Genomic DNA, 24,185 nt, shown 5'->3' on the forward strand with positions numbered 1-24,185 from the left:
GCTAAAATGTTTTTGCGGCCTTTTTTATTTTGGAGTGCGCTTGTTATCTTCTGGTAATTTTCCTGGCTCAACATCTGGCGGTGTCTTGCGGTCAATGGCTGGGTTGTTGGCCAAATTGCCCAAGTTATCCTTCACATCTTCTTGCCACCGGGTATCTTTATCTACACTCTTCACTACCGTAGATTTTTCTTCCACGCCTTCCACAGGCACTGCTGAATCAAATGCCATCATCATCTCCAATTCAAGTTATGTGACTTAAAGGATTACTTCATTAAAGCTCTTCAGAAGGCACAAAATTTTCTGAATCCTTCAGAGGCTTCTCAACCGCTTCTTCGTAAAGATTATCATTGGGGTCGACCACAGTGTCTGACTCAGGGTCAGGAATCGCATTTGGGTCACTCGCCATCTCGTTCTCCTTTTTAGCCGAGTAAAGATGCTAGCGAATATATGCCGCTATATTTATCAGCAACAGGCTGATTATGTTGTGGGAGTTTTCAGATTGAATCAGGCACTAGCAGGTTATATTTCACTGGCTGAGGCTTGATATTTTAGTCACCTCGACAGGTAACTTGAGTCACACTGTGCACATCGACAATGTGATTAGAATGTTGTCACTTCATAAACCAATACTCGTATTTACTCTTCTCAGCCAAAGGTTTTATCTATATGTCTAATGCATCCGCAAACAACTTTCCTGCTGACTACCAGCTGCCTGAAGTATGGACCTGGGAGCAGGGAAACGGAGGTGTATTTGCAAGCATCAACAGACCCACCGCCGGATCTACGCATGAAAAAGTACTGCCTGTTGGCAAGCACCCGCTACAACTTTACTCATTAGGCACCCCCAATGGCGTCAAAGTGACCATCATGCTCGAAGAGCTATTGGCGCTCGGCCATCAAGGGGCTGAATACGATGCCTGGCTGATCAAAATATTCGAGAGTGATCAATTCGGCTCCGGGTTTGTCGATATCAACCCTAACTCTAAAATCCCGGCCATGGTCGATCACTCAACCCCTGAACCAACACGTGTGTTTGAGAGTGGATCCATCCTGCTTTACCTGGCAAAAAAGTTTGATGCCTTTCTGCCAAAAGATCACCAATCAAACACCGAAGCCTTGAACTGGTTATTCTGGCAAATGGGCGCCGCGCCTTTTTTGGGCGGAGGTTTCGGGCATTTTTATGCATATGCGCCTATACATATCAAATACGCGGTCGACCGATTTGCCATGGAAGTCAAACGTCAGTTAGACGTACTGGATAAACATCTGGCGAATAATCACTATCTCGCCGGTGATGAATATTCGATTGCGGATATGGCCGTTTGGCCCTGGTATGGCACATTGGTGCGCAATGAAGCGTATGGCAATGCAGGCAAGTTTCTAGATGCAGAGAGCTACACACATCTCAAACGCTGGTCTGCAGAGATTTTTGAGCGCCCCGCAGTAAAACGTGGCCGCATGGTCAATCGCACCACTGGCGAGCCATCCGAACAATTACACGAACGCCACGATGCCTCCGACTTTGACACCAAAACGCAGGACAAGATTTAATGCTGCCATTGCATCATAAGCACCAGCAATAAAGACCATCCGCCAAATCACAAAATTCGCATGGGATGCAAGTAACGCTATAAAATTGGTATAGGAGTAGTTAAACAGTGAGTAGGTAGCAATAAGGGGACGCATCCATGCGGATGGCTGAGGTAATCGATTCACATTTGGATGAAATTCTTAAAGAGTGGGATGCATTCGTTACGTCGCAACTCTCATCTGCCGCGAACATAAATACACTGGCGGGACGTGACCATCGCTCTGAAATCCTTCGCGCGATTACCGAAGGATTGCGTCAGCCACAAACTGGTGCCGCCAATTTAGCGGAATCGCAATTATTGGCACATGCTATCAAAAATGCACCGGAAACCGGCGCTGAACTGCATGGGAGGATTCGGGCAGAGCACGGCTTTTCCATCACCCAGATTGTGAGTGAATATCGCGCCCTGCGTGCCATAGTGATGCGGTTGTGGACAATCGAAAATACTACATTATTCGATGTCACGGCCATAGAAGATGTGACGCGTTTTAACGAGGCTATTGATCAGGCGATTGCCGAATCTGTGGATTACTTTAACCAGGTATTTTCCAATGACCGCATTGCACGGGATACCTTAGATAAAGAGCTTAAGCTCAATCGCGGGCGCCTCGAATATGCAAGCCGCCTCTCGCATGTGGGTTTTTGGTACTGCGACCTGCCGTTTGACGTACTCGAGTGGGACGAGCAGGTAAAAAAGCACTTTTTTATTGAGCCTGCAGCGGCGGTCAAGATCGAAGACTTCTATGACAGGATACACCCGGACGACAGGGAACGTACCAGGCTAGCGATTGCTGAGTCGATCAGCAGCCGTGATGCCTACGACATCATTTATCGAACCAGCCACCCCATGACAGGCGAGGTAAAGTGGATTCGGGCCCTCGGTGGCACCGATTACGACGCCGACGGTAGTCCTATCCATTTTGACGGCATCACCGTAGACGTGACGGCGCAAAAACTGGTTGAGATGCGTGTTGCAGAAAGCGAAGCCAGGCACCGTGGCGTGATCACGAATATGGATGAAGCGTTTGCCCTGTTTGACCATGACTTCAACATTATTGAAGTCAATGACGCAACTTGTAAGTTTGTAGGCATTTCTCGCGCGCAATTGCTAGGCGCTAACCAATGGCAGCAGTTTCCGGAAACATACGAATCTGACATTGGCAACATGTACAGGCAGGTCCAGGCAGATGGGCAGCCCAAGTTCCTAGAACATCATTATGTATTCCCGGACGGCCGGGCATACTGGTTTGAGGCGCGGGCTTTTAAGGTTGGTGAAGGCGTCGCGGTGCTTTTCCGCGACATTACCAGAAGAATCAAGCTGATTGAGGCGCTAAAAGAGTCCGACAAGCGCAAGGATGAATTTCTTGCCATGTTAGCCCACGAGCTTCGCAACCCCTTGGCCCCGATTGTGACGGCAGGCGAGATTCTTTGGCATATCTCCAAGACGAATGAATCGGTGGCTACGCCCGCTGCCGTCATCCGCCGGCAAGCCAAACATATGACGCGGCTGATTGATGACCTGCTGGATGTCTCCAGAGTCACACAAGGCCATATCCACCTGCAAAAAGAGGTGATCAATATTGCTGACGTGCTTGCCCAGGCGATTGAAATGTGCGAGCCACAACTTCAGGCGAAGCAACAGCACCTGACCACCCTATCCTCCTCACTGTTTGTAGAAGGAGATATGGCACGGCTTGTGCAATGCGTTGCGAATATTCTGACCAATGCCATCAAATATTCTGAAGCCCATACAGAAATCAAGATCACAGTCCGCAGTGAAGAAGCTGAGGTGGTCATTGAAGTGGCAGATACAGGCAGTGGCATCGCCCCTGAAATGCTACCGCAGATTTTCGAGCTTTTCGTGCAAAGCCAGGTGACCCTGGATCGCTCCCAGGGCGGGCTAGGCATCGGCCTGGCGATTGTGCAGCGTCTGATTGCAATGCATGGCGGCCGTGTCAGCGCTTTCAGTAAGGGTGAAGGGCTAGGCTCCACATTTGAAATACGACTGCCGCGTATCATCTCTTCAACGTCGACTGATCATCAGTCTACGCCAGGAGAATCAACGCCAGTGCGCATTTTAATTGTCGATGACAACGTGGATGCAGCGGACACCCTGCTGATGGTCACTGGCATACTGGGGCATGTTTCCATGGCTGTGCACAGTGCACAAGCAGCACTGTCCAGTATTGAGTCTTTCAAGCCAAATCTCATGTTGATTGATATCGGCCTGCCTGATATGGATGGTTATGAATTGGTACAGCAACTTGGCAAGTTGCCGTCAGCACACGGCGTAAGAAAGATTGCTCTGACGGGCTACGGGCAGTATGAAGACAAACAGCGCGCTTTTGATGCCGGGTTTGACGAACATTTGGTCAAGCCGGTCGAGATTGATATATTGGAGCGGACGATAGGCGGCAGTTAAAGTGTGATGAATTGAATAGAAATCGCATCCTGCAAAGTCACAATTTTCCTAGTAGATACTCCCGAATACCTAAGTCAGCGCAAATATTCACTCACATTAAAGCGGATAAGACACGGGCATCGTTCTATTAACGGCTTTAAATTAATACTAAAGACCGAAAGGCAAATATTTACCATGAACCGCAAAAAATTCATGATTGCTAATGAAGCAAACTGTGCAAATTGGACATGGAGCTGGTCATTTGTTAATCACGAAAAGAAGATTGTTTTTTTTGGTACTTGGCTTACCGAGATTAATCAAGATAAGGAATTAATTCTTAGTGAGAATTGGAAGTATTTAAATAATAGAAAACAGCCGGGTTATGGTCAAGCTCTGCAACATATCGCACTTATTGAGAGCGGTTACACGCTAATGACTTTTAAACAAGTCTACTCGGACGAAAGAAAAATTCAAAGAGAAAATGGCCCTGCAAAAATTGAGAGGGTAATTCCGGAGCTACATCTTAGAACTCTAAAAAAGATTGGTTCAGAATGGTTCGCTTTTTCACCAAAGATAGAGGATAAAGTAGCCAGAATTTGTTGGAATACAAATGCTTGGCGCTGCCCCTCTGGGCATGAAGGTAAGTCAAAAAATAAAGAATCTTACGAAGCAACAAAGGGATTTGGTCACGAGGAGTGGCTACTTGACATTACGAAACCAATAAACGGTTTCCATTATGGATACATAGAGCCTATTGGTGCTTATCGAAATAAATATATAAACAAAATTTTTAATATCCATTTATATTCTATTAATGCCAAAACAAGGGAGCGTTGGTGGGTTGGCAAGATTAACAATGTGCAAGTTATTACGGTTGAAGAGTCTATATTTGTTTATAACGAATACAAAAAAAATGGGTGGCTTGAAAAAATGCAAAGCCAACTTAAAGCTGTTGATGGAAACTTAGCTGCTTTCAAAGCTATTAAACCGAGTTTTTTTGCTGTCGTTAAATATAAAGCGAAAGATTTAGAATTACTTGATCGCCTTACTGAATTTAGCGCTAATGATAATGCCGTCAAATCTCATTACTACAACCTAAAAGACTTTATTTCACTACCTGTCTCAATAAATAAACCAGATTTTACGTTTAGAAATGGGCACAGAAGCAGGGTTGGAACTGCACGTTATAGCTCTTCAAAACAAGGTGGAGAGAAAGATTTACAGCATAATCGCATGCAAGATGCTCTTTATGACTTACTAGTTAAAAAATATGGACGGTCTAACGTTGGTACTGAAAATAATGCAGGAAATGGCACTTTTATTGATGCAGTTGCAAGGCATGGAAAAGAATATACTTTTTTTGAAGTTAAAACAGCTTTAACAGTTACAAGATGCATTAGAGAAGCCATTGGTCAACTTCTTGAATATGCTCACTATGATAAAAAAATTGCTATCAAATCGCTTGTTATTATTGGACTCCAACCGATTACTAAAGAAGCCGATTCATATTTAGAGAGCCTCAGAAAAACTTACAAACTCCCTTTAAATTATAATCAACTTAAAATCGAGACCATGGAGCTTTTATAAATAAGTTCTTTAAAAATAGCTCTCGATTAAACGGGTGTTCCAGTTCTTTGTAAGCATCGAAGGATTAAAAAAATAAACTAAATAATGCCATCGAAATTTAAGATTAAACCGAAAAACTTATAAATTGAGAAAGAAATTTCAAAATGGGTATTAAATCATTCCAATCTAGCCACTATCGTTTAGAGTACATTCCACAAAAAATTGCATCACTTGAAGCATGTATTATTGCTTGTCACACTATTTTATCTTCTAGTGTCAATCAACCTTTAGATTTGAACTTTGGAACCACTAGGCTGAGTTTACCTGACTCAACCTTGCTTATTGAGATGGCAATCGATGCTGGTTTGATTGCGAATCGTACTTTGCTCAACTTTATGGGGCTAAAGCTTGCTAATGGCGGCTTGGTTAATGAAAGTTATGGACTAACAATCGAGAAGTTTTCATTACCACTCATTCCAGTGGTAGATGCTTGTCAAATTCTCGAACCTGCTATCCCAATGGCTGAAATGCATCTCATTTGGACTGAAACACTTAAGGTTGCAAGTAAGTCTACAGCTCACTTCACGGAGACCGGGGCTACAATTCAAATAGCTCGTTTAGGATTTGCTTGTTTTGCTACAGTGAGTTTAATTCGGAAGAACTTCTTTAATGCAACAGGAACCCCTGCACCATTGAGTATTATACCTGTTGATCTTGAGCCGAAGATTGGAGGCGTGTGGGATTCTGTTGATCCTTCACTTAATTATTTACACTAACAACGCCTCACATAAATTGCAGGATTTAACAAATAAATAGAACCTCTTATTTTTACAACGTCCAGATATCAATCTTCAAGAATTGATTTTATTAAATCGTCCACGCCAGTGACTTGATACTGTATCGATTGATATAAATCAGACAGCCCGGTTGTTTCGGGTATTTCTAAAACCACATTCTCTTCACTATCCAAAACCTCGAGCCTGTAATAAGTACCATTACTCAAAGCAAAAAAACCAGAACCCTTACTAACTCTTGAGTATTTATAGACTCTGAAATACTTATTGGCATATGCTGCCAAAAATGCAGCGCCAACAGGTTTATATTCAACTCCTGAGTTCATAGCAAGAGTTGCTAAACCTAAACCAGAGTCTAATGAAATGTTAGCTACACCTGCTGTTATTGGATTAGGTCTAGACTGCCATTTAATTTTACCCAATTGAGTTTTCTCATTTATTGCCGAGATTACTTCTATCCATTTATTTGAATCAGTCATTATGGTAAAACCCTTCTATCATCAATTTCATTTGTTACTGATCTATGCGATACAAGCAACTCAGTATATGCCTCTCTAACCATATCTCTACTTGTATTAGAAGTACCTTTTTTCAGAAATTTTTCTAATTTTTTTATTGACTCTTTTACAGTCGCCTTTGCTTGGCCACTTATTTTTGATCTGAGGTTTTTCAAAACCTCTATCGATAAAGAAACTTCAGTGCGTATTTGATCCAAATTCTTATCGCAATCATGTAATAGATTATTTATCTGTGTTGAATGATTTTTTAAAGCATCACACAAATCAGGAGCCCTCAATTTAAAAAGCGCTCCTTTTTTAATATCTCGCACCGTGTATCCAACATATATGGATACTACAGTACCGACTAAAGAAAGTAATTTTGACGTTGAATCACTTATTAAAAGTATCCACACCTGCTTTGCAATATTTTGTATAAAGGTAAATTCCAATTTTGAGCACTTTATGAGTGAAAGAATTTTTATTAAAAGATCAAAAAATGAATTACTTAACTTTGTTCATTGTAGACGGGCTTTCTCTCTTTTAGAAAGTTAACATTTAAATTAGCCGCATTTACTATCGCCACAATTCAGGCAGGTCATACATCCATCCATCAATATGCTGGCCTTGGTATTACACTTCTTGCAAAGCTGGGCACCTTTGGGGAAGCCTTCGTCGTTGGATTCGTCACCTGACTTGGCGTGTTTTTCCAGGTATTCGGCTTTTTTCTCTTCCACCAGTTTTTGCTGGTGTTCGTCCAGGCCCGGTTTTTTCAGCATGCCGATTTCTTGCAGGTGTGTTTCTACGACTTCGCCGATCTCGGCCACCAGGCTAGGCACGAATTTGCCGCCTTTTTTGAAGTATCCGCCTGAAGGTTCAAATACGCTTTTCAGCTCTTCTACCAGAAAGGTGACATCGCCACCTTTGCGGAACACGGCGGACATGACGCGGGTCAGCGCGACTATCCACTGGAAGTGTTCCATGTTTTTGGAGTTGATGAAGATCTCAAACGGGCGGCGGTGTTCTTGTGGCGTGCCTTCGTTCATGATGACATCGTTGATGGTGATGTAGAGGGCGTGCTCGGTCACCGGGGTTTTGATTTTGTAGGTGTTGCCCACGAGCATATCCGGGCGGCTTAGCGGTTCGCCCATCTGGATCACATTCGTTGCAGCCGCTTGTGCGGCTTCGGTTGCTTTTTTGTCTTCATCGGTCACCAGTTTGTAGGCGGTGATTTTTTTGTCGATTTTGATTGCCATGTTGTTCTCCCTATTGGAGTGCTTTTTAATCAATTAATTCTAAAACTTTAGATGGTTGCCACGATCTTTAAAGTGGGCAAGTTTTATAGGGCAGCGGACTTTCAGCCCTCTTGGCTCTCATTAAAACTTGCCATAATAACCTTCCTTAAAGGCGTCGAATAAATTGGCGGCGGTGTGAATCTCGCCGTCATATTCAATCTCTTCATTCCCTTTGGCTTCGATCTCGGTACCATCTTCCAGCGTGAATTTGTAGGTGGTGCTTTCCAGATCTTTCTCAGTCACCAATACGCCCTGGAACGCTTCCGGGTTGAAGCGGAAAGTCGTACAACCTTTCAGGCCTTTGTCGTAGGCGTAGAGGTAGATGTTCTTGAAATCCTCAAAGTCATAATCGGTGGGCACGTTGATGGTTTTGGAGATGGAGCTATCGATCCATTTCTGTGCCGCGGCCTGGATATCCACGTGCGCTTTCGCCATGATGGTGGATGAATCGAGGAAGTAATCCGGCAATTGCTCTTCTGGCTTGTCGCTGAACGGCATGGCGTTGGCATTCACGAGTTCGCGGTAAGCCAGCAGCTCGTAGCTGAATACATCGACTTTCTCTTTAGACTTTTTGCCTTCGCGGATGACGTTACGGGCATAGTGGTGGGCAAAGCTGGGCTCAATACCGTTGCTGGCGTTGTTGGCTAGGCTCAGTGAAATGGTGCCGGTAGGCGCGATGGAGCTGTGGTGCGTGAAGCGCACACCCTTCGTGGCGATCTGGTTGCGCAGGCCTTCCGGAAACTGCTGCATGTAGCGGCTGTATTTACCCAGCAGCACTTTACCGGCCAGCTTCTGACCAACCTTGATGCCGTCGGCGGCCATTTCAGGGCGCACGCGCAGCATGTCGGCAGTCACTTCAAATTTCTCATCCATGATAGGGGCAGGGCCTTTTTCTTCAGCCAGTTGCACGCCGACTTCCCAGCCGACTTCGGCCATGATGCGGGTGACTTCTTCCGTGAATTTGACTGAGTCTTCTTCACCGTATTTCATTTTCAGCATGGTGAGGGTGGAACCCAGGCCCAGGTAGCCCATGCCGTGACGGCGTTTGCGGGCAATTTCCTGGCGTTGCTGCTCAAGTGGCAAACCGTTGATTTCGACTACGTTGTCCAGCATGCGGGTGAATACGCCGACGACTTCGCGGTATTCGTCCCAGTCAAAATGTGCTTCGGCAGTAAATGGCTGGCGTACAAACCGGGTCAAGTTGACTGAACCCAGCAGGCAAGCGCCATAAGGTGGCAATGGCTGTTCGCCGCACGGGTTGGTGGCGCGGATGTTTTCGCAGAACCAGTTGTTGTTCATCTCATTGACGCGGTCGATCAGAATAAACCCTGGCTCGGCAAAGTCGTAGGTAGAAGACATGATCACATCCCACAAACGGCGCGCCTTGAGGGTCTTGTAGATACGGCAAGCGACTTTACCGGCTTCCGGGCCATCGGCCTTGGTCAGGTATTTGTGCTTGACCGGCCAGTCGCGCCAGACTACTTGCGACTCGTCATTGACGTTCAGGCCATCGATAATCGCTTCTTTCTCGGTAACCGGGAAAGCCAGGCGCCATTCGTCGTCGGCTTTCACCGCCTCCATAAATTCTTTGGTAATCAGGCAGCTCAGGTTGAACTGGCGCAAACGGCCATTTTCACGTTTGGCCTTGATAAAGTCAGTCACGTCCGGATGGCTGATGTCAAAGGTGGCCATTTGTGCGCCACGGCGGCCACCTGCAGAAGACACGGTGAAACACATTTTGTCGTAGATATCCATAAACGACAGCGGGCCGGATGTGTAAGCACCGGCACCAGCAACAAAAGCGCCTTTAGGCCGCAGGGTGGAGAACTCGTAACCGATACCGCAACCCGCTTTCAGGGTCAGGCCAGCTTCGTGCACTTTGCCCAGAATGTCGTCCATGCTGTCTTCCACCACGCCGGACACGGTGCAGTTGATGGTAGAAGTCGCAGGCTTGTGCTCCAGCGCACCGGCGTTAGAAGTAATGCGCCCAGCAGGGATCGCGCCGCGGCGTAACGCCCATAAAAATTTCTCATGCCACTCGGCTTTTTTCTCTTCGCTGGTTTCCACATCGGCCAGCGCACGAGCCACGCGGCTATAGGAATCATCCATGTCCAGATCAACATGCTCGCCAGATTTGGTTTTCAGGCGATATTTTTTATCCCAGATATCCAGCGAGACAGGCTGCACCGGGATTTCAACCACGGCTTCGTCTGTATAGACTTTCTTGTTCGTTTCAACGGCTTTCAGCATTGTATTCTCCACACCTTGGTGATTCTTATTGGTTTGAAACATCAGCCTGTAAGCACCAAGGCTTGAGCGACTGACCTCGCTTTGGAACACGCCGGGCGAGCATTTGCAACTCACAAAAAAGCCGCGCCCTCCTCTTGGGGGCGCATCACCGACTAAACACAATATATTGTGTTGTTAACTATAATTTATGCCTATATTTTGTTAACGTCAACCCATTTTTTATGCCTTTTTTTAGTGCATAAAGCTTGCACTTTTTTAATCACTTTAGCTATAAGGTCTCAAGCATAGGTGAGTCATCACTCTCGTGTTTCGCATGCATTTCATTGGTGCATTCAGGCAAGATGTCCGCGCAAATATGCGAGAATAGCGCCATGCCAAGATTCATCTACACCCTGCTCATGACCCTGGTGGCGCTATTGCTGCCAATCAAGCTGCTATGGCGCGGCCTGAAGCAACCTGAATATCGCCAGCACTGGGCTGAACGCTACGGCTTCTATGCGCAAAAAATCAACGCGCCGCTGATCTGGGTGCATTGCGTCTCCGTGGGTGAAACGCGCGCCACACAACCCCTGATTCAAGCGCTCATGGATGCGTATCCGCTACACCAGATACTCATGACGCACGGCACACCCACCGGGCGTGAAACCGGCCAGCAAATATTACGTGATGACATTGCCAATGGCCGCGTGCTGCAAGCCTATTTGCCAGTCGATACACCAGGCGCAGCTAAACGCTTTTTAAACTACTTCAACCCGGTGATCGGCTTGATCATGGAAACCGAGTTGTGGTTTCACCTGATAGATCAGGCAACACAAAAGCAGATTCCAGTGGCTTTACTGAGCGCGCGTTTATCCGAAAAATCAGCACGCGGTTATGCCAAACTAGGCACACTGACGAGTGATGGCCTGCACCAATTAGCATTGGTCGCGGCGCAAACTGAAGCCGATGCACAACGGCTGCAAGCCTTGGGTGCAAGCAATGTCATGGTATGCGGCAACCTGAAATTTGACGTAACACCACCAGTGGATAGCTTTGCGAAAGGCTTAGCGTTACGTGAGCTGCTGGGCAAAGACCGTACGGTATTGATGGCAGCCAGCACGCGTGAAGGCGAAGAACCGCTGATTCTAGATGCCGTCAAGAACAGCAACGTTTTGCTACTGCTAGTCCCGCGTCATCCGCAACGGTTTGCCGAAGTTGAAACCTTATTAAAAGCACGCAATTTGCGCTATGTATTGCGTACCGAGCTGGCGCAAACGCTCAATAACGATGTACAGGTCGTGCTCGGCAATAGCATGGGTGAAATGTATGCCTATTACGCGGCGAGTGACTTTGCAGTGATGGGCGGCAGCTTGCAACCGCTGGGCGGGCAGAATCTGATTGAAGCAGCCGCGATGGGCGTACCGACAATTTTAGGGCCGAATATGTTTAATTTTGCACAGGTGACGAGAGAGGCTGTGGCGGCGAATGCAGCAGTGCAAATGGCAGATGTTTCTGAGCTGGCAACGCAGATTGATGCAATGGCGCGGGATGCTGAAAAACGAAAACTGATGTCGCAAGCGGCGAAGGCGTTTACCTTGCAACATAGAGGGACGACGCAAAGATTGATGACTGCGATTAGAGGATTAGTGAAAACTTGATTCGTTTAGATAAGAGCCATCTGTTTGACTTAGTAGCTTTGTGATAATTAGCTACTTTTCTTTTCGCCTCTAGGCGACCCTCTTTCTTATGCTTGTCCATAAGAAAGAAGGCAAAGAACAAGACACCCTAGCTTCCGCTTGTTCCCTGCGTTGCTCGTCAACGTGGGCGTCCAACGAAACTCGCCCTGACAAGCCACACCCACCGTGGCTTGTTGCGGAACTCGAACAGGCGCTGGCCGAAACCTCCCACGCTGACTGCGCTACTCGGCGCGTCAGATAGGGGCCCATTAACCCACCACGCTGATATTTAAGTGAGAACTCATACATTGCTTCTCGCCAAGCCGCTGAAATAAAGCCGAGCAACAAAACAATAAAACCAAACAAGAAAGCCCCAAAAAACAATTGAATTGGTTTGGTGGGTTTTATTGTTTTTAGAAATTAAAGTAGTTCCTAAGCGCCCTGGTCGCAGTACGTTTAACCAACATTCCATCGTGGTGGTTCTAACGGACCCCTATCTGACGCGCCGAGTAGCACAGTCAAAATAAGGAGAGAGGGAGCGACTGTCTGAGTTCCGCAGTGGCTTGCGTCTTTTGCAAGCCGCTAGGGCGAGTTTCGCGACCGCTTATTTTGGCGAGCAACGGAGGGGAAAAGCGGAAGCTAGGGTGCCCTTTCTTTTGGTGACTTATTCTTTGGGCAAGCAAAGAAAAGTCACTCGCCTACGGGCGAAAAGGAGTGCTGCAATAGAACGACGAACCACCCAAAGAAATACCGATTAGCACTTCCTGCAAGTGGAATGCTTACTCCTCATTGCAACCAAACTAAGCATGAACCTGGCCTGGATTCTGGCCTTCGCCAGAATGACGAGTGTGCGTGCATCCCTATTGCAGAGTGGATTAACTTCCGCATAAGCCAGCCGTTACGCAGGCATAGAGCATGCTCTATGAAACCTCTGCTGCACCGACGAACAAATAAACATGCTGAATGCATAGGTGATTATGAGCTGAGAATTTAAAGCAAAAATCTGTTTTTGAATGCTGATTCATCAAATAAAAAAGCGCACTATTCAGTGCGCTTTTCTTCTGCAGTTATTACTTACCCAAGGTTAGGTGCTAACCATCTCTCTAACCAGGCTTTCTCTACATTTCTTCTCTTAGCCATCTCTTCCACCTGGTCGTTACCTATTTTATCGACACTGAAATACCTGGAGTCCGGATGTGCCAGGTAGAAACCACTCACTGCTGCTGCCGGTAACATCGCGTAGCTATCGGTCAGCTGCATGTCGATCTCTTCTGCTTGCAATACCTTGAACATCTCGGCTTTCACCGTATGATCAGGGCAGGCGGGATAGCCTGGTGCCGGCCGTATGCCCTGGTATTTCTCCTTGATCAGGGCTTCACTGTCCAGCTGTTCGCTGGCGACATACCCCCATAGATCTTTACGCACACGCTCATGCATATACTCGGCAAATGCTTCTGCCAGGCGGTCAGCCAGTGATTTGAACATGATGGCGTTGTAGTCATCATGATTCTTTTCATAGTCGGCCAGGCGTTTTTCCATGCCTAGGCCGGCGGTGACGGCAAACAGGCCTATGTAATCATCGGTGCCTTTAGGCGCGATAAAATCAGCCAGACACTGGTTCGGGCGTGCGACACCGTCGATCACCGGTTTTTGTGTTTGCTGACGCATGCCGTACCAGGTGAGTGCGACTGTAGCGCGGGTTTCATCGGTGTAAATCTCGATATCGTCACTGTTTACCTGATTGGCCGGAAACAAGGCGATCACACCATTGGCAGATAACCAGCGGCCATCGACGATGCGTTTTAGCATGGTCTGCGCTTCAGCAAATACTTTGGTTGCAGCTTCACCGACAACTTCATCTTTAAGGATAGCCGGGTAAGGCCCTGCCAGATCCCAGGTCTGGAAGAACGGGCCCCAGTCTATATATTGGGCGATCAGTGCCAAGTCTATGTTTTTAAACACCCGCCGACCTATGAATTTGGGTTTTACCGGCGCATTCGCGCCCACAAAATCCACTTTGGCAGCATTGGCACGGGCATCGGCCAAGGTCAGCATAGGCACGCCTTTTTTGTTGGCATGCTGGTGGCGGGCTTTTTCGTAATCGGCCTGGATCTCGGCCAGGTAGGCGCCACGCGTTTCCGGTGTCAGCAGGTTTTGCATGACACTGACCGAGCGCGAAGCATCCGGCACATAAATCACCGGGCCTTCGTAATGAGGCGCAATCTTCACGGCGGTATGGGCGCGCGAGGTGGTCGCCCCACCAATCAATAGCGGCGTCTGGCTTTCAACGAAGTGCGGGTCGCGTTGCATTTCTCTGGCGATATAAGCCATTTCTTCCAGCGAAGGCGTGATCAGGCCGCTCAGACCGATAATATCGGCATTCTCAGCCTTGGCCATGGCCAGAATCTCGGCGGCGGGCACCATCACGCCCATATTCACCACTTCGAAGTTGTTGCACTGCAACACCACCGAGACGATGTTTTTGCCGATGTCGTGCACATCGCCTTTAACCGTGGCAATGACCACCTTGCCCTTGGGCTTGGCCACCACACCGGTGCGTTTTTCTTCCAGGGCTTTTTCTTCTTCGATAAACGGGATCAGATGCGCCACGGCGGATTTCATCACGCGGGCGGATTTCACCACTTGTGGCAGGAACATCTTGCCCTGGCCGAACAGATCACCGACCACATTCATGCCATCCATCAGCGGGCCTTCAATCACATGGATAGGACGGCCGCCGCTGTTCATTATCTCCTGGCGCACTTCTTCGGTATCGGCAACGATAAAGTCGGTAATGCCGTGCACCAGCGCATATTCCAGGCGCTTGCTCGCAGGCACGGGGCTCTCCGGCGTACCGCGCCAGGCCAGCGTGGCTTCGGCTTTTTTGCCACCGGCTACTAACGTACCGGCGATTTCGATCATGCGTTCTGTGGCTGCCAGCGGATTCTCAGGGTCGACTACGCGATTCAATACGACGTCTTCGACGCGTTCGCGCAATTCCGCAGGGATATCGTCATACACACCGACCATGCCGGCGTTAACGATGCCCATGGTCATGCCAGCCTGGATGGCGTGGTAGAGGAAAACGGTATGGATGGCCTCACGTGCCGGTTCGTTGCCACGGAAACTGAAGCTGACGTTGGACACCCCACCGGAGATGCGCGCATAGGGCAGGTTTTGCTTGATCCAGCGCGTCGCTTCGATAAAGTCCACCGCGTAGTTGTTGTGTTCTTCGATACCCGTTGCCACGGCAAAAATATTGGGGTCAAAAATAATGTCTTCCGGCGGGAAACCCTGGCCTACCAGCAAGTCATACGCGCGTTTGCAAATCTCGGTTTTGCGCGCGTAAGTATCGGCCTGGCCGGTTTCATCAAACGCCATCACCACCACGGCAGCGCCATAGCGCTGGCACAACTTGGCCTGACGCAGGAATTCGGTTTCGCCTTCTTTCATCGAGATGGAGTTGACGATGGCTTTGCCTTGCACGCACTTGAGGCCAGCCTCGATCACCGCCCATTTTGACGAGTCGATCATGATGGGCACGCGGGCGATATCCGGCTCTGAAGCCACCAGGTTGAGGAAATGCGTCATCGCCTTGACCGCATCCAGCATGCCTTCATCCATATTGATATCGATGACTTGCGCGCCGTTTTCTACCTGCTGGCGCGCCACACTGAGCGCTTCTTCGTATTGCTCGTTGATGATCATGCGCGCAAACGCTTTGGAACCGGTGACGTTGGTACGCTCACCGACGTTCACATACAGCGAGCTTTCATCAATGATAAACGGCTCCAGCCCGGACAGCTTGGTCGTCACCGGTAGCGTTGGCACCTGACGCGGTGGCAGCGCCTTGATCGCTTCATAAATCGCATTGATATGATCTGGCGTGGTACCGCAGCAACCGCCCGCAATATTGATAAAGCCGCTATCGGCAAATTCCTTGACCAGGCTGGAAGTCACATCCGGCGTTTCGTCAAAGCCAGTGTCTGACATCGGGTTAGGCAGACCGGCGTTGGGATAGATACAGACAAAGGTATCCGCCACCTTGCTGAGTTCTTCAGCGTAGGGACGCATCAGGGTGGCGCCCAGCGCACAGTTGAGGCCTACCGTCAGCGGTTTGACATGACGCACTGAGTGCCAGAACGCAGTCACCGTCTGGCCAGACAGGATACGGCCGGAAGCATCGGTGACCGTGCCGGAGATCATGATAGGCCAGGTCTTGCCCTGCTCGTCAAAGAAAGTCTCAATCGCAAACAAAGCGGCTTTACAGTTAAGCGTATCAAAAATGGTTTCCACCATCAGGATATCAGCACCACCATCGACCAGCCCGCGGATCTGCTCGTGGTATGAAGTCACCAGTTGATCAAAGCTGACGTTACGCGCGGCCGGATCGTTTACATCCGGCGAGATAGAAGCAGTTTTTGGCGTGGGGCCCAAAGCACCGGCGACAAAGCGCGGTTTGTCTGGTGTGCTATATTTCACGCAGGCGGCCTTGGCTAATTTGGCCGATGCTACGTTCATCTCATACACCAGGTGCGCCATGTGATAGTCATCTTGCGCAACACTGGTGGCACCAAAGGTATTGGTTTCTACAATATCGGCCCCTGCAGCCAGGTATTTCTCGTGGATTTCCTGGATCACCTGTGGCTGGGTCAGTGTCAGCAGCTCGTTATTGCCTTTGACGAACAGCTCGCGCTCACCGGCCGGGCCCTGGAAATCTTTGAAACGTTCGCCGCGATAATCTGCCTCGGTCAGCTTGTATTGCTGGATCATGGTCCCCATCGCGCCATCCAGGATCAGAATGCGTTTGGACAAGGCTTCACGTAGCCATTGCTCAGTGGTGGAGACGGACAGTTGCGTCATGCGTATCAACTTGCAAATAAAAACGCTATTTTAACACAGCGGGTTTCAAGCTCTGTTGCTAGAAATTAAAGCGGAAAGTCGTCATCAGCACATGGTTTTCGCGGTCTACGGTGCGGGTATTGATAAACTGGTTCAGGTAGCCGACATCAACATTGGAGAAGTCACTGAATTTCCAGTTGACGCCCAGGAACAGACGGTTCTGGTCTATGCCTCGGCGTACGCCCCACTCGGTCTGGTTAAAGTTGATAAACAGCTCGTCATACACCACCCACTGCAATTGCGGGTGCAGCGTGCTTGGCGTGGTGGCCCTGACCATTTGCCGCATGCGGTGACCAATATCCTGAAAGTCTTCGCGGCGACGTTGTTCCAAGCGCGTGCGGCTGGTAAAAGTAATCGCCGCCACTTCGTCAAACTGGTATTGAAACTGTTCCCATAAGCGGTTTTCACGAAAGCTGGATTGTCCGGTGGGATGCGTGATGATGGTGTCGTAACCTAGCCAGACACTGCTTTTTGGGTTGAATTTATAAAATACCGCTGGGCGCAAAATCAGCTGGTCAAAATCGCGACCTTCTTCTCGCCAGCGCGGATGCGTATCCATGCTCCAGTAAACATTGTCTGCCGGTAGCTTGCCTTGCGTGTAGAAGCTTAACCAGTAGCGGCCATCTTCTTCAGTATCCGCAAAGGCAGGCAGTGAGCCAAGCAAAGCCAGCATGAAAAAAATACGGCTGAAAAAAATATAGTCGAATCGGGAAAATGACATTAACATCGCGGCATTCTATTTGGTATAAAACAGCATGGATAAAACTGGCTGCCATTCAGCGGCCAGCTATGTAAGGGGATTGCATGATATCAGGTTTGGTTCAACTCTTTTTGTGGCAGGGCCTGGGCGAATTGCTCAGCAAGTTTTTCCTGCCCGGCATTCCGGGGCCGGTGCTGGGCCTGTTGTTATTACTGGCATTTTTATGCTTTAAAGGCCAGGTAGATAGCGACCTTGCCAATGTGGCAGACGCTTTCCGCCAGCATCTGGGATTATTGTTTGTGCCCGCCTCAGTCGGTGTGCTGCTTTTTCTGCCTGAATTACAGACGCATGCGCTGGCGGTCACAACCTCCTTGCTGGTCAGCGTGATCCTGACCATTGCGGTAACGGCGATTGTGCTCAAGGTGTTCTGGTATTTTTCACTCAAACGCAACAAAGGCATCACCAGAGAGCAGCGCCATGAATAAACGCATCCCAATTTCTGAAATATGGGTCTACCTGTCAGGCGACCCGCTGTTTGCGCTGATCATCACGCTGGCGACTTATCAATTAGGCTATTTGTTATACGTGCGCGCCAAACGCCATCCGCTGGTCAACCCGGTCGCGATTGCGGTGATCCTGACCTGCCTGATTATCGATGCGCTGGATATGCCGTATGAGAAATACTTTGAAGGCGCGCAGTTTGTACACTTCCTGCTGGGCACAGCCACCGTCGCGCTTGCAGTGCCTATCTACTACGGTTTTAAACGCATGCAGGGCAAGATATTCCATATCTGGGTCGCACTGACAGCGGGCAGTACGGTATCCATTATCAGCGCAGTGGCGATCAGCAAACTGATGGGCGCTTCTGACAATATTGTCGGCAGCATGTATGCCAAATCGGTGACCACACCGATCGCGATGGGCATTGCCGAGCGCTTGAGCGTCTCTCCCACCCTGACCGCCGTATTTACCGTGATTACCGGCATGCTGGGGGCCATTTTGGCGCCTTATATCCTCAACGCGGTCAAAGTACACCAATGGTGGATACGCGGCACGGCGATTGGCGTCGGGGCGCACGGCCTGGGTATTACACGCGCGTTTAGCGTGAACGAAGAAGCCGGGATTTATGCCAGCATGGCGATGGGGCTGAATGGCGTGATCAGCGCGATTGGATTACCGATTGTGCTGACTTATCTGCGTCCGCATCTAGGTTTTTGATATCTGGGTGGAATGTTTTCCACACTAGTGTATTTAGTATGATCGTCATTCTGGCCGTCGCCAGAACAGACAATCTGTTGCACCAATCATCTGCTTTCGCAAAAGCAGTCCGTTACGCAAACACTGCGCATACCCTGCAAAACAACCATTTCATTGAAATAAATGCTTCGAAGCTGACACCCAGCTTACAAACGGCCATTTTATGCGAACTTGGCCAGTTTCCGGCTTGTCATTCGCCATGTAAAAGCGTTTAATGTAAGTATTGTAAAGCCTTAAAAAGACATTTTGGTGCCGGGTTTTTAAGCGCTTATTTCATCCATTAAAACCCTCATTACAGAAAATAGATCCTTTTCCGTTAACTGACTTAATGCATAAACATTTGAATACAGCCGCAATGCAACTCAGACTGTGGGTCGTCACAGTACTGCTGACTGTACTCGGCTTTGCATTAGTCGCTGAATTCTCCGATCATTCCAGCTACAGCGATGACACCGTCAGGGTGCGCGTGGCCGAAATCATTGAATACACCGGCGATGGCGAATCGCACCTTACTTCGCCGCTTTACCTGATCCCCCCTGCCGCAAGCATGATGATTGCCTGCGCGATTCCTTTTGCGTTGCTGTGTTTCTCTCGCCGTCGCGTGGCCCCACGCCCGGTGGTTGTCCGTCACCTGCATTCGCGCGCACCGCCTACCTCACTTTAAGGTGTTATCTGCGTTTGTGCCAAGCATGGCGCGCGCTGAACCTGAACACCCGCACCCCTGTATCCCGTCATTGTGAGGTAAGTGCCTGCTTGTGCCTGAAACAAGCAACCTCACCTGCACCATGCGGACATCACAGACTGTGTATTGCCAGACAGGTTTATCGCACATGCCCGACCACCCCACGCAGAACACCAGTGCGTTGCCTTACCCTTTCTTTATTATCAGATACACACAAACACTATGATTAAACAGCATTCAATGATTAGGCACCTGGTTGTTTTAGGTTTTCTTGGCAGCGTGCTCAGCGCCTGTCACAAAGAGGAAGAGCACAAGGAAGCGCCGCCCAAACTGGAGGTGACCTCGCCGTTGCGCAAGGACACCAGCATTACCAAGGAATATGTCGCCCAGATCCATGCCATCCAGCATATTGAATTGCGCGCGCTGGAACGTGGCTATCTGCAGGATATCTTTGTCGATGAAGGGCAAGTGGTCAAACAGGGGCAACCCATGTTTAAGATCATGCCGAATGTCTACCAGGTCGAACTGCTGAAAGCCGAAGCCGAGACCAAGACCGTGCAGATCGAATACGAAAACACACGTGCGCTGGCCGAGAAGAATATTGTCTCGCCCAATGAACTGGCGCTGGCCAGAGCCAAGCTCGACAAAGCCAATGCCGAAGTCAAGCTGGCACAAACGCATTTGAATTTTACTGATATCAAGGCACCGTTTACTGGCATCATGGATCATCTTGCCGCACGGAAAGGCAGCCTGATGGACGAAGGCGACCTGCTGACTACGCTGTCTGATAACAGCAAAATGTGGGTGTATTTCAACGTGCCGGAAGCCGAGTACCTGGATTACATGGCGATACAAGGCCGCGATGAACACCGCAAGGTCAAACTGAAAATGGCCAATGCGCAAGTATTTAACCAGGAAGGCACCATAGAAACCATAGAAGGTGATTTTGACAACAAAACCGGCAATATCGAATTCCGCGCCGTGTTTAACAACCCTGACCGCGTGCTCAGGCATGGCGAGACCGGCAACATTTTAATGGAAGTGCCGTTTGCGAATGCGTTGCTGATTCCACAAAAAGCCACGTTTGAGGTGCTGGATAAAACCTATGTGTATGTGGTGACCAAGGCCAACAAGCTGGAACAACGCCTGATCACGATTGCGGCCGAGCAGCCACATCTGTTTATCGTCAAAGCTGGCCTGAAAGAAGATGATCGCGTATTGATCGAAGGCCTGCGCAGGGTGCAAAACGGAGAAACCATCGCGGTGAACTTCCAGACACCGGAGCATGTGTATTCCCATTTAGACCTTTACGCCGAATAGTCAGCCAGAAAGCGAATCCCCCATGCTAAGTATTTTTATCAAAAGACCGGTCATGGCGATTATTCTGTCGCTATTGATCGTGTTTTTAGGCTTTCTTTCCATCAAGTCACTACCGACTTCGCAGTTCCCTGATATTGCGCCGCCACGCGTGATCGTCTCTCTGGCTTATCCAGGCGCGAGTGCGGATGTATTGGTGCAATCGTCCCTCATCACCATAGAACGCGCCATCAACGGCGTGCCGGGCATGAAATACATCGTGTCTGATGCGACCAGTGCCGGTGAAGCGACTATCCAGGTGATTTTTGCGCTGGGCACTGACCCGAACCAGGCCATGATCAACGTCAAGACCCGGATTGACCAGGTGATGAGCCGTTTGCCTGAACTGGTGCAACTCGAAGGTGTGGTCGTCGAACGCGTGCAGCCTAGCATGCTGATGTACATCAACCTGTTCAGCAAAGATAAGAACGCTGACGAGAAGTTTTTGTACAACTACGCCAACGTCAACGTGATTCCTGAGATCCAGCGTGTGAACGGTATCGCCAGCGCCAAGATCCTGGGTAGCCGCCAGTATGCCATGCGTATCTGGCTCAACCCTGACCGCATGCGTGCTTACAAGGTGTCTATCGAAGACGTCATGAAAGCGATCAGCGAGCAGAGCATTATCGGCCGCCCTGGTCGTTTGGGTCAAAGCTCGGGTATTTCTGCGCAATCTAAAGAATACGTTCTGGTCTACAAAGGCCGTTACAACAAGCCGGAAGAATATGGCGACATTATTATCCGCGCCGATTCTGAAGGTGAGATCCTGAAACTGAAGGACATGGCCAAGATCGAACTGGGCAGCGAGTTCTTTGATATTTATTCCAACAAGGATGGCTTCCCTTCTTCTGCTATCGTGCTCAAACAAAACTACGGCAGTAACGCCAGCGAGGTGATTGAGAATGTGAAAAAACGCATGGAGGAGTTAAAACCCAACTTCCCGGCGGGCATGTCTTATGAAATCGACTACGACGTATCCAAGTTCCTGGATGCCTCTATCGAAAAAGTATTGCACACCCTGGTAGAAGCGTTTTTCCTGGTCGCGCTAGTAGTGTATGTTTTCCTCGGTGACTGGCGTTCTACCCTGATCCCTATCCTGGCGGTGCCGGTGTCGTTGATCGGTGCCTTCTTTTGCATGCAATTATTCGGCGTCACCATCAACCTGATCACCCTGTTCGCGCTGGTGCTGGCGATCGGTATCGTGGTCGATAACGCCATTGTGGTGGTAGAAGCCGTACACGCCAAGTTTGAAGAAGATGAACACATCACGCCCTACCGCGCCACGCAAAAAGTGCTGGGCGAGATTGGTGGCGCGATTGTGGCCATTACCCTGGTGATGACGGCTGTATTTATTCCGGTGGCCTTTATGTCTGGGCCGGTCGGCGTGTTTTACCGCCAGTTTTCTATCACCATGGCCTCTTCTATCGTGATTTCCGGTATCGTCGCCTTGTCACTGACACCGGTGCTGTGCGCGATCCTGCTGAAAAACCATCACGGCCAGCCTAAACGCAGAACGCCTATCAGCTGGTTGCTCGATAAATTCAACCGCTGGTTTGACCGCCTGACCGGGCACTACACCAAATTGCTGGGTAAGATCGTGACTGTGCGTACGATTTCAGTACTGGCACTGGCCGGGTTTGCCTTCGGTACCTTTGTCGTCAACAAAACCCTGCCAGCCGGATTTATCCCCGGTGAAGACCAGGGCCAGATTTACGCCATTATCCAGACGCCACCTGGCTCAACACTTGAAGCCACCAACAAGGTCGCTCGCTTGCTGCAAAAAGAAGCGCAGAGCATTGATGGCATTGAATCGGTTTCATCACTGGCCGGTTATGAGATCCTCACTGAAGGCCGTGGTTCTAACGCCGGTACCTGTTTGATCAACCTGAAAGACTGGTCCAAACGCAGTAAATCGGTGCACCAGATCATTGAAGAACTGGAAGAAAAAACCAAGAACTTCGGTGCGGTGATCGAGTACTTTGAACCACCTGCAGTGCCTGGTTACGGTGCGGCTTCTGGCCTGGCCTTACGCCTGCTGGATAAAACCAATGGTACTGACTACCATGCGTTCGACAAGATCAACCAGGAGTTCATGGCAGCGCTGGGTAAACGCAAGGAGCTTTCAGGCCTGTTCACCTTCTATGCGGCCAACTATCCGCAATATGAGCTGGAAATCGACAACAAGGCAGCCATGCAAAAAGGCGTGTCTATCGGTAAAGCGATGGACAACCTGAACATCCTGATCGGCAGTACTTACGAGCAGGGCTTTATCCGCTTTAATAATTTCTTCAAGGTGTATACCCAGGCCAGCCCTGAGTTCAGGCGCTACCCTAGCGACATCCTCAACTACTACGTGAAGAACGAAGATGGCGAAATGGTGCCTTACTCTGCCTTTATGAAAATGAAGAAAATGCAGGGCCCTAACGAAATCACGCGTTACAACCTGTATAACTCAGCCACCATCCGTGCCGCACCAGCGCCTGGTTATACCAGTGACGATGCGATCAAGGCGGTGAAAGAAGTCGCCAAAGCCACCTTGCCACATGGCTATGACATCGGCTGGGAAGGCCTGTCGTTTGACGAAGCACAACGTGGTAACGAAGCTGTGCTGATTTTTGGTGTGGTGCTGATCTTCGTTTACATGGTGCTCGCTGCGCAATACGAAAGTTTTGTATTGCCACTGGCGGTGATCCTGTCATTACCAGCAGGCGTGTTTGGTACATTCTTCCTGCTGAAATCGCTAGGGTTGGCCAATGATATCTATGCACAGGTCGGGCTGGTGATGCTGGTGGGCCTGCTGGGTAAAAACGCGGTGCTGATCGTGGAATTTGCCGTGCAAAAACATAATCAGGGCATGTCGCTGCGGGATGCCGCGATTGAAGGCGCCCGAGCACGGTTCCGGCCTATCCTGATGACTTCGTTTGCGTTTCTGGCTGGCTTGATCCCATTGGTGATGGCAACTGGCGCGGGCGCTGTAGGTAACCGCACCATCGGCACCTCTGCCTTTGGCGGCATGCTGTTCGGCACCGTATTCGGCGTCATCCTGATCCCTGGTCTTTATTACATGTTCGCAAAAATGACAGATGGTAAAACCCTGATCAGACATGAGGAACAAGAACCTCTGACTGAAATGTATCACTATAGCAATGGGCTGGAAAATGACGATGATGAAGCTTAATCCTAACGCACGCAAACCCTCGCTGTGGCTGCTGAACTCCCGTAAAACCGCAGCCTGGTTG

The 24,185-nt window shown here is 49.2% G+C and carries 18 protein-coding genes; 10 read left to right on the forward strand and 8 right to left on the reverse strand.

Translation table 11 applies throughout. The features are described from left to right. Positions 1 to 24: 24 nt before the first annotated feature. Positions 25 to 234: a hypothetical protein gene (locus ACTS9Y_RS05230; protein WP_442584922.1), complete on the reverse strand. Its 210-nt coding sequence runs from the start codon at positions 232 to 234 to the stop codon at positions 25 to 27. Between the two features lie 37 nt (positions 235 to 271). Next, positions 272 to 406 carry a hypothetical protein gene (locus tag ACTS9Y_RS05235; RefSeq protein ID WP_442584923.1) on the reverse strand — a complete coding sequence of 45 codons (135 nt, stop codon included), beginning with the start codon at positions 404 to 406 and terminating at the stop codon, positions 272 to 274. 260 nt (positions 407 to 666) lie between these two features. Here ACTS9Y_RS05235 and yghU point away from each other — a divergent pair, with 260 nt between their 5' ends. The 4 genes from yghU (at position 667) to ACTS9Y_RS05255 (ending at position 6,334) form a co-directional block, all read left to right on the forward strand. After that, on the forward strand, positions 667 to 1,551 hold the full coding sequence (yghU, locus tag ACTS9Y_RS05240; RefSeq protein ID WP_442584924.1) for a glutathione-dependent disulfide-bond oxidoreductase: 885 nt from the start codon (positions 667 to 669) through the stop codon (positions 1,549 to 1,551). Positions 1,552 to 1,694: 143 nt separating this feature from the next. After that, positions 1,695 to 4,013, forward strand: a complete 2,319-nt coding sequence (locus ACTS9Y_RS05245; protein ID WP_442584925.1) for an ATP-binding protein — start codon at positions 1,695 to 1,697, stop codon at positions 4,011 to 4,013. Between the two features lie 174 nt (positions 4,014 to 4,187). Next, complete coding sequence (locus tag ACTS9Y_RS05250; protein WP_442584926.1) at positions 4,188 to 5,579, forward strand: hypothetical protein; 1,392 nt, start codon at positions 4,188 to 4,190, stop codon at positions 5,577 to 5,579. 143 nt (positions 5,580 to 5,722) lie between these two features. Further along, the gene (locus tag ACTS9Y_RS05255) at positions 5,723 to 6,334 is read left to right on the forward strand and encodes a hypothetical protein (protein WP_442584927.1); all 612 of its coding nucleotides are present in this window, start codon (positions 5,723 to 5,725) and stop codon (positions 6,332 to 6,334) included. A 68-nt stretch (positions 6,335 to 6,402) separates the two neighbouring features. Here the strand turns inward: ACTS9Y_RS05255 and ACTS9Y_RS05260 are convergent, their stop codons facing one another. The 4 genes from ACTS9Y_RS05260 to ACTS9Y_RS05275 all read right to left on the reverse strand — a co-directional run bounded on the left by ACTS9Y_RS05260 (position 6,403) and on the right by ACTS9Y_RS05275 (position 10,394). After that, complete coding sequence (locus tag ACTS9Y_RS05260; protein ID WP_442584928.1) at positions 6,403 to 6,831, reverse strand: hypothetical protein; 429 nt, start codon at positions 6,829 to 6,831, stop codon at positions 6,403 to 6,405. After that, the gene (locus tag ACTS9Y_RS05265; RefSeq protein WP_442584929.1) at positions 6,831 to 7,301 is read right to left on the reverse strand and encodes a hypothetical protein; all 471 of its coding nucleotides are present in this window, start codon (positions 7,299 to 7,301) and stop codon (positions 6,831 to 6,833) included. Before ACTS9Y_RS05265 ends, ACTS9Y_RS05260 begins: the two co-directional genes overlap by 1 nt. Before the next feature lie 111 nt (positions 7,302 to 7,412). Further along, the gene (locus tag ACTS9Y_RS05270) at positions 7,413 to 8,105 is read right to left on the reverse strand and encodes a TSCPD domain-containing protein (RefSeq protein ID WP_442584930.1); all 693 of its coding nucleotides are present in this window, start codon (positions 8,103 to 8,105) and stop codon (positions 7,413 to 7,415) included. A 120-nt stretch (positions 8,106 to 8,225) separates the two neighbouring features. Continuing rightward, a complete protein-coding gene (locus ACTS9Y_RS05275; protein ID WP_442584931.1) occupies positions 8,226 to 10,394 on the reverse strand; it encodes an adenosylcobalamin-dependent ribonucleoside-diphosphate reductase in 2,169 nt (722 codons plus the stop codon). 371 nt (positions 10,395 to 10,765) lie between these two features. On the opposite strand from ACTS9Y_RS05275, the gene waaA reads away from it, so the two are divergent. Continuing rightward, the gene (gene waaA, locus ACTS9Y_RS05280; RefSeq protein WP_442584932.1) at positions 10,766 to 12,031 is read left to right on the forward strand and encodes a lipid IV(A) 3-deoxy-D-manno-octulosonic acid transferase; all 1,266 of its coding nucleotides are present in this window, start codon (positions 10,766 to 10,768) and stop codon (positions 12,029 to 12,031) included. A 1,092-nt stretch (positions 12,032 to 13,123) separates the two neighbouring features. On the opposite strand, the gene metH is transcribed toward waaA, so the two are convergent. Together metH and ACTS9Y_RS05290 are read right to left on the reverse strand one after the other, a co-directional pair. Next, positions 13,124 to 16,912 carry a methionine synthase gene (gene metH, locus ACTS9Y_RS05285; RefSeq protein WP_442584933.1) on the reverse strand — a complete coding sequence of 1,263 codons (3,789 nt, stop codon included), beginning with the start codon at positions 16,910 to 16,912 and terminating at the stop codon, positions 13,124 to 13,126. Between the two features lie 58 nt (positions 16,913 to 16,970). Beyond that, a complete protein-coding gene (locus ACTS9Y_RS05290; protein WP_442584934.1) occupies positions 16,971 to 17,672 on the reverse strand; it encodes a DUF2490 domain-containing protein in 702 nt (233 codons plus the stop codon). A gap of 83 nt (positions 17,673 to 17,755) precedes the next feature. Here ACTS9Y_RS05290 and ACTS9Y_RS05295 point away from each other — a divergent pair, with 83 nt between their 5' ends. The 5 genes from ACTS9Y_RS05295 (at position 17,756) to ACTS9Y_RS05315 (ending at position 24,124) form a co-directional block, all read left to right on the forward strand. Then, complete coding sequence (locus ACTS9Y_RS05295; protein WP_442584935.1) at positions 17,756 to 18,136, forward strand: CidA/LrgA family protein; 381 nt, start codon at positions 17,756 to 17,758, stop codon at positions 18,134 to 18,136. Beyond that, the gene (locus ACTS9Y_RS05300; RefSeq protein WP_442584936.1) at positions 18,129 to 18,869 is read left to right on the forward strand and encodes an LrgB family protein; all 741 of its coding nucleotides are present in this window, start codon (positions 18,129 to 18,131) and stop codon (positions 18,867 to 18,869) included. The genes ACTS9Y_RS05295 and ACTS9Y_RS05300 overlap by 8 nt, the downstream gene beginning before the upstream one ends. 394 nt (positions 18,870 to 19,263) lie before the next feature. Continuing rightward, positions 19,264 to 19,572, forward strand: coding sequence for a hypothetical protein (locus tag ACTS9Y_RS05305; protein WP_442584937.1), 309 nt, complete (start codon positions 19,264 to 19,266; stop codon positions 19,570 to 19,572). A gap of 258 nt (positions 19,573 to 19,830) precedes the next feature. Next, positions 19,831 to 20,910, forward strand: a complete 1,080-nt coding sequence (locus ACTS9Y_RS05310; protein ID WP_442584938.1) for an efflux RND transporter periplasmic adaptor subunit — start codon at positions 19,831 to 19,833, stop codon at positions 20,908 to 20,910. Between the two features lie 22 nt (positions 20,911 to 20,932). Then, positions 20,933 to 24,124: an efflux RND transporter permease subunit gene (locus ACTS9Y_RS05315; protein ID WP_442584939.1), complete on the forward strand. Its 3,192-nt coding sequence runs from the start codon at positions 20,933 to 20,935 to the stop codon at positions 24,122 to 24,124. The last annotated feature ends 61 nt before the right edge of the window (positions 24,125 to 24,185 follow it).

Origin of the sequence: Methylophilus sp., assembly GCF_052173275.1 — a bacterium.
Classification (GTDB): Bacteria; Pseudomonadota; Gammaproteobacteria; order Burkholderiales; family Methylophilaceae; genus Methylophilus.

Coding starts and splice junctions, on each gene's coding strand:
- ACTS9Y_RS05230 (WP_442584922.1), bottom strand. CDS start 234: ATGATGATGGCATTTGATTCAGCAGTGCCTGTGGAAGGCGTGGAAGAA.
- ACTS9Y_RS05235 (WP_442584923.1), bottom strand. CDS start 406: ATGGCGAGTGACCCAAATGCGATTCCTGACCCTGAGTCAGACACTGTG.
- yghU (WP_442584924.1), top strand. CDS start 667: ATGTCTAATGCATCCGCAAACAACTTTCCTGCTGACTACCAGCTGCCT.
- ACTS9Y_RS05245 (WP_442584925.1), top strand. CDS start 1,695: ATGGCTGAGGTAATCGATTCACATTTGGATGAAATTCTTAAAGAGTGG.
- ACTS9Y_RS05250 (WP_442584926.1), top strand. CDS start 4,188: ATGAACCGCAAAAAATTCATGATTGCTAATGAAGCAAACTGTGCAAAT.
- ACTS9Y_RS05255 (WP_442584927.1), top strand. CDS start 5,723: ATGGGTATTAAATCATTCCAATCTAGCCACTATCGTTTAGAGTACATT.
- ACTS9Y_RS05260 (WP_442584928.1), bottom strand. CDS start 6,831: ATGACTGATTCAAATAAATGGATAGAAGTAATCTCGGCAATAAATGAG.
- ACTS9Y_RS05270 (WP_442584930.1), bottom strand. CDS start 8,105: ATGGCAATCAAAATCGACAAAAAAATCACCGCCTACAAACTGGTGACC.
- ACTS9Y_RS05275 (WP_442584931.1), bottom strand. CDS start 10,394: ATGCTGAAAGCCGTTGAAACGAACAAGAAAGTCTATACAGACGAAGCC.
- waaA (WP_442584932.1), top strand. CDS start 10,766: ATGCCAAGATTCATCTACACCCTGCTCATGACCCTGGTGGCGCTATTG.
- metH (WP_442584933.1), bottom strand. CDS start 16,912: ATGACGCAACTGTCCGTCTCCACCACTGAGCAATGGCTACGTGAAGCC.
- ACTS9Y_RS05290 (WP_442584934.1), bottom strand. CDS start 17,672: ATGTCATTTTCCCGATTCGACTATATTTTTTTCAGCCGTATTTTTTTC.
- ACTS9Y_RS05295 (WP_442584935.1), top strand. CDS start 17,756: ATGATATCAGGTTTGGTTCAACTCTTTTTGTGGCAGGGCCTGGGCGAA.
- ACTS9Y_RS05300 (WP_442584936.1), top strand. CDS start 18,129: ATGAATAAACGCATCCCAATTTCTGAAATATGGGTCTACCTGTCAGGC.
- ACTS9Y_RS05305 (WP_442584937.1), top strand. CDS start 19,264: ATGCAACTCAGACTGTGGGTCGTCACAGTACTGCTGACTGTACTCGGC.
- ACTS9Y_RS05310 (WP_442584938.1), top strand. CDS start 19,831: ATGATTAGGCACCTGGTTGTTTTAGGTTTTCTTGGCAGCGTGCTCAGC.
- ACTS9Y_RS05315 (WP_442584939.1), top strand. CDS start 20,933: ATGCTAAGTATTTTTATCAAAAGACCGGTCATGGCGATTATTCTGTCG.